The 4,507-nt window shown below is 72.2% G+C and carries 3 protein-coding genes; all 3 read left to right on the top strand.

Features of this window, described 5'->3' with window-relative positions:
• Positions 1–229: 229 nt before the first annotated feature.
• The 3 genes from P1P70_RS41135 to P1P70_RS41125 are packed head-to-tail and all read left to right on the top strand — an operon-like array spanning position 230 to position 4,463.
• Positions 230–2,308 (top strand): 1,4-beta-glucanase, encoded by a 2,079-nt coding sequence (locus P1P70_RS41135; RefSeq protein ID WP_319247081.1) that lies wholly within the window; start codon positions 230–232, stop codon positions 2,306–2,308.
• Positions 2,308–4,302 carry a beta-galactosidase gene (locus P1P70_RS41130; protein WP_319247079.1) on the top strand — a complete coding sequence of 665 codons (1,995 nt, stop codon included), beginning with the start codon at positions 2,308–2,310 and terminating at the stop codon, positions 4,300–4,302. The genes P1P70_RS41135 and P1P70_RS41130 overlap by 1 nt, the downstream gene beginning before the upstream one ends.
• Before the next feature lie 14 nt (positions 4,303–4,316).
• Positions 4,317–4,463, top strand: coding sequence for a hypothetical protein (locus tag P1P70_RS41125; protein WP_319247077.1), 147 nt, complete (start codon positions 4,317–4,319; stop codon positions 4,461–4,463).
• Positions 4,464–4,507 lie beyond the last annotated feature (44 nt).

The raw sequence follows: 4,507 nt of genomic DNA, 5'->3' as shown, positions 1-4,507 counted from the left end.
TGGTCTGCCTCACATTTGTATACGACACGAACTGTGGTTCGGGCGTAGGCGCGGCCGCCTTACGCGGGGTGCATGTGGCCGCCGTGCGTGACGTCGATCGTGGCCAGCACGGCGGTGCCCCGGGGGTGGCCTCCGGCGGTCTAGCCGGTTCCAACCCCGACGGACCGCAGCCCACGCCGCCGGGCCCCGAACCGGCAAGACCGCCGGAGGCTACCGCTGGCGCACCGCCGTGATCGGCGGCACCGGCTTCGTCACCGGCGTCCTCTTCCACCCGGCGAGACGCGGCCTCGCCTACGCCCGTACCGACATCGGCGGCGCCTACCGCTGGGACGACCACAAGGCCCGCTGGACCCCGCTGACCGACCACCTCGGCTGGGACGACTGGAACCTCCTCGGCGTGGAGGCCATCGCCGTCGACCCCGCCCACCCGGACCGCGTCTACCTCGCCCTCGGCACCTACGCCCAGTCCTGGGCCGGCAACGGCGCGATCCTCCGCTCGGACGACCGCGGCGCCACCTGGGCCCGCAGCGACCTCACCGTGAAGCTCGGCGCCAACGAGGACGGCCGGGGCGCGGGCGAGCGCCTTCTCGTCGACCCGCGCGACAGCGACACCCTGTGGCTGGGCACCCGACACGACGGCCTGCTCAGGTCGACGGACCGGGGCGCCACCTGGGCGTCCGCGACCGGCTTCCCGGCGACCCCGAGCGGCTCCGGCCAGGGCGTCACCCTGCTGGTGGCCGCGGGTCGCGCCGTGTACGCCGGCTGGGGAGACGGGGACGGCACCTCCGGGACGGTGAACCTCTACCGCACCACCGACGGCACCACCTGGGAGGCCGTCCCCGGCCGGCCGACCGGCGCCGCCGCCAAGGTCCCGATCCGCGCCGCGTACGACCGGCACACCCGCGAGCTGTACGTGACGTACGCCGACGCCCCCGGCCCCAACGGCCAGTCCGACGGCAGTGTGCACAAGCTCCGCACCACCACCGGCACATGGACCGAGGTGACCCCGGTGCAGCCGGGCGGCACCACGACCGACGGCGGCACCGACGCCTTCGGTTACGGCGGGGTCGCCGTCGACGCCCGCCGCCCGGGCACGGTCGTCGTGTCCACCAACAACCGCTGGGCCGAGATCGACACCCTGTTCCGGTCCACGAACGGCGGCCGCACCTGGACGTCCCTCAAGGACTCCGCCGTCCTCGACGTGTCCGAGACCCCCTATCTCGAGTGGGGTGCCGACAAACCGAAGTTCGGCTGGTGGATCCAGGCGCTCGCCCTCGACCCGTACGACTCGAAGCATCTCGTCTACGGCACCGGCGCGACCCTCTACGGCACCCGGGACCTGAAGAACTGGGCCCCACAGATCCGGGGCCTGGAGGAGACGTCCGTGCGCCAGCTGATCTCGCCCCCGGTCGGGCAGGCGCACCTGATCAGCGGCAACGGGGACATCGGCACGATGTACCACGAGCGGCTCACCGCGTCCCCGTCGCGCGGCATGGCGTCGAACCCCGTGTTCGGATCGGCGACCGGGCTCGCGCAGGCCGCGGCGAAGCCGTCGTACGTGGTCCGCACCGGCTGGGGCGACCACGGCAACGGCGCCCGCTCCGGCGACGGGGGCCGGACCTGGGAGCCCTTCGCGGCCCAGCCCGACATCGCCAAGGACGCGCCGGGACCGATCGCCGTGAATGCCGACGGCAGTGCGCTGCTGTGGTCCTTCGTGCACTGGGACGGCACGAAGTACGCGGCCCACCGCTCCGCCGACCACGGCGCGACCTGGGCCGAGGTCCCCTCCTTCCCCAAGGGCGCCACGCCGGTCGCCGACCCGGTCGACCCGGCGCGCTTCTACGCCTACGACACCGACACGGGCACGCTGTACGCCAGCACGGACGGCGGCCGCTCCTTCACGGCCCGGGCGACCGGACTGCCGAAGGGGGACAGCCAGTTCAAGCTGGTCGCGGCTCCCGGACGCACCGGCGACCTGTGGCTGAGCGTGAAGACGAACGGGCTGTACCGGTCCACCGACGGCGGGGCCGGCTTCTCGAAGATCGACAGCTGCTGGGCCTCGTACACCCTCGGCTTCGGCAAGGCCGCCCACGGCGCCGACTACCCGGCGCTCTACCAGGTCGGCTCGACGGAGACCATCACCGCCGTGTACCGCTCGGACGACGGCGCGAAGACCTGGACCCGCGTCAACGACGACGCCCACCAGTGGGGCTGGACCGGTGAGGTCATCGTCGGCGACCCGCGCGTGTACGGCCGGGTGTACCTGGCCACCAACGGGCGCGGCATCCAGTACGGGGAGCCGGTCTGATGCCGGAGCCGACGGGGCCGTCCCTGGCCGTCGCCACCCGCGGCCGCGTCCTCTTCGGCGGCGACTACAACCCCGAGCAGTGGCCCGAGGAGGTGTGGCAGGAGGACGTACGCCTGATGAGAGAGGCGGGCGTCAACTCCGTCACCCTCGGTGTCTTCTCCTGGGCGAAGCTCGAACCCCGGCCCGGGGCACGGGAGTTCGGGTGGCTGGACCGATTGATGGACCTGATGCACGCGAGCGGTATCGGCGTCGTCCTCGCCACGCCGACCTCCTCCCCGCCGCCGTGGATGGGCCGCCTCCACCCCGAGACCCTCCCGCGCGACGAGAACGGCCAGATCGAGTGGTGGGGCTCCCGCCAGCACTTCTCGCACTCCAGTGACACCTATCGGCGTCACGCCGCCGCCATCACCGAGGATCTCGCCGCCCGCTACGGCGACCACCCGGCCCTCACGATGTGGCACATCAACAACGAGTACTGCACCTACGACTGGGGCGACGAGGCCGCGCGCACCTTCCGCGCCTGGCTCCAGCGGAAGTACGGGACGCTCGACGCGCTCAACGAGGCCTGGGGCACGGCCTTCTGGAGCCAGGGCTACGACGGCTGGCACGAGATCCTCCCGCCGCGCCGCGCCCACTACATGAAGAACCCCACCCACGTGCTCGACTTCAAGCGCTTCACGAGCGACATGCTCCTGGAGTGCTACGTCCTGGAGCGCGACATCGTCCGTCGGCACACCCCCCACCTGCCGGTCACCACCAACTTCATGCCGATGTGGGTGGGTCAGGACGCCTGGCGGTGGGCCCAGGAGGAGGACGTCGTCTCGGTCGACCTCTACCCGGATCCGCGTGACCCGCTCGGCGCACAACACGGCGCCCTGGTCCAGGACATGACCCGCTCCCAGGCGGGCGGCGGCCCCTGGATGCTGATGGAGCAGGCGGCCGGACCCGTCAACTGGCGCGGCGTCAACCACCCCAAACCCCGTGGGCTCAACCGTCTGTGGTCCTTGCAGGCCGTCGCCCGGGGCGCGGACGCCGTCTGCTACTTCCAGTGGCGGCAGTCCCGGCAGGGCGCGGAGAAGTTCCACTCCGGCATGGTCGGGCACGCGGGCGAGCAGGGGCGCACCTACCAGGAGGTGAAGCAGCTCGGTCGGGAACTCGCCACGATCGGGCAGGAGGTGACGGGACATCACATCCACGCCGAGACAGCCGTGCTGTTCGACTGGAACTCCTGGTGGGCAGGCGCCCATGACGGCCGCCTGTCGTCCGAGGTCGATCTCCCCCAGGTCGTACGCGCCTGGCACCGCGCCCTCTGGGAGGCGAACCTCACCACGGCCTTCGCCCACCCCGAGCACGAGCTGTCCGCCCACCGGCTCGTCGTCGTACCGCAGCTCTACCTGCTCACGGACGCGGCCGTCGACAACCTCGTCGCGTACGTACGGGGCGGCGGCACCCTCGTCAGCGGTTTCCTGACCGGCGTCGCCGACGAGGACGACCGGGTACGGCCCGGCGGCATGGACGCCCGGCTCCGCGACCTCTTCGGTATCCGCACCCTGCACGAGTGGTGGCCGCTGGACCCGGGGGAGGAGGTCGAGTGCGACGGCGCCCGGGGCGTCTTCCGGGGAACGCTGTGGTCCGAGGAGATCGAGACGGCGGACGCGGACGAGGTCGTCCCCTACAAGGGAGGCGAACTCGACGGCTTCCCGGCGGTGTTGCGCAAGGGACGCGCCTGGTACGTGTCCACGCTGCCCGAACCAGCCGAGCTCCGCCACCTGGTGGGGCGGATCGCCGCCGACGCCGGGGTACGGCCGGTCCTGGACGGACTTCCCGGCGGGGTCGAGGCGGTACGGCGCGGCGAGCTGCTGTTCGTGCTCAACCACGGCCGCGACGAGGTCACCGTCGACGTGCCCGGCACCCATCGGGACCTGCTGACGGGGGCGACCGTCAGCGGATCGCTGTCGCTCGGCCGGCACGGCGTGGCGGTGCTCAAGCCGTGACCATGATCATGCCCATGAGATCCCCCGGCGTCGGGACGTTCGCCGCGTCAGGCCAGGCGTTCGCGGCGACGGGCCAGACGTTCGCCGCGACCGCCCGGCGGTGCGCGGTGATCGGCCCCGACGCCGGAGAAGACCGCGGCCTCCCCACGAGGGCGCGGTAGCTCCCCACCCGTCCCTTAAACACATCTACACGCCCCAACAAAAC

It is taken from the genome of Streptomyces sp. MB09-02B, from assembly GCF_033794485.1.
GTDB lineage: Bacteria > Actinomycetota > Actinomycetes > Streptomycetales > Streptomycetaceae > Streptomyces.
This window is presented reverse-complemented; position numbering and strand designations above follow the sequence as displayed.

Excerpts from the sequence above, each read along its gene's own strand:
- P1P70_RS41130 (WP_319247079.1), top strand. The coding sequence starts at position 2,308 with ATGCCGGAGCCGACGGGGCCGTCCCTGGCCGTCGCCACCCGCGGCCGC.
- P1P70_RS41125 (WP_319247077.1), top strand. The coding sequence starts at position 4,317 with ATGAGATCCCCCGGCGTCGGGACGTTCGCCGCGTCAGGCCAGGCGTTC.